We start from the raw sequence: 338 nt of genomic DNA, 5'->3' as shown, positions 1-338 counted from the left end.
GTCGTAGGGCCAGTCATCGCGTGGTGTGCTGGAGCGGTAGCTGTCGTAGTAGCCGCCCGTATCCGTGAAGAAGCGCGAGCCGATCCAGGTCACGTCGTGCATCTGCGCCTCATCGAGGTTCGGGCGCTGCATGAAGAGCTTGGCGCGCGCCGATCCGTAGCAGTCGCGCGAGAAATCCGCCACTTCCTGAGCCAATACCGGGTCGTCGATGCGCGTCGCGTCGATCTCCATGCGCATCTGCCGCAAGTCGGTGCCGCAGGGAATCGCTGCCACAGAGGCACCGGTCACTGCTCGCGAGAGTGTGTGCATAAAGGCCCACCAGACGGGCACCTTCGCCG

General features: G+C 64.5%; 1 protein-coding gene. It reads right to left on the bottom strand.

The window, feature by feature from the left end; translation table 11 throughout:
• The coding region (locus ACR6JA_RS22850; RefSeq protein ID WP_494599766.1) for a conjugal transfer protein TraG N-terminal domain-containing protein at positions 1 to 330 on the bottom strand (330 nt) is incomplete at its 3' end.
• Positions 331 to 338 lie beyond the last annotated feature (8 nt).

Source organism: Cedecea sp. B1(4), assembly GCF_059414925.1.
The sequence above is the reverse complement of the archived record's forward strand: the minus strand, read 5'-3'. Positions and strand labels throughout refer to the sequence as shown.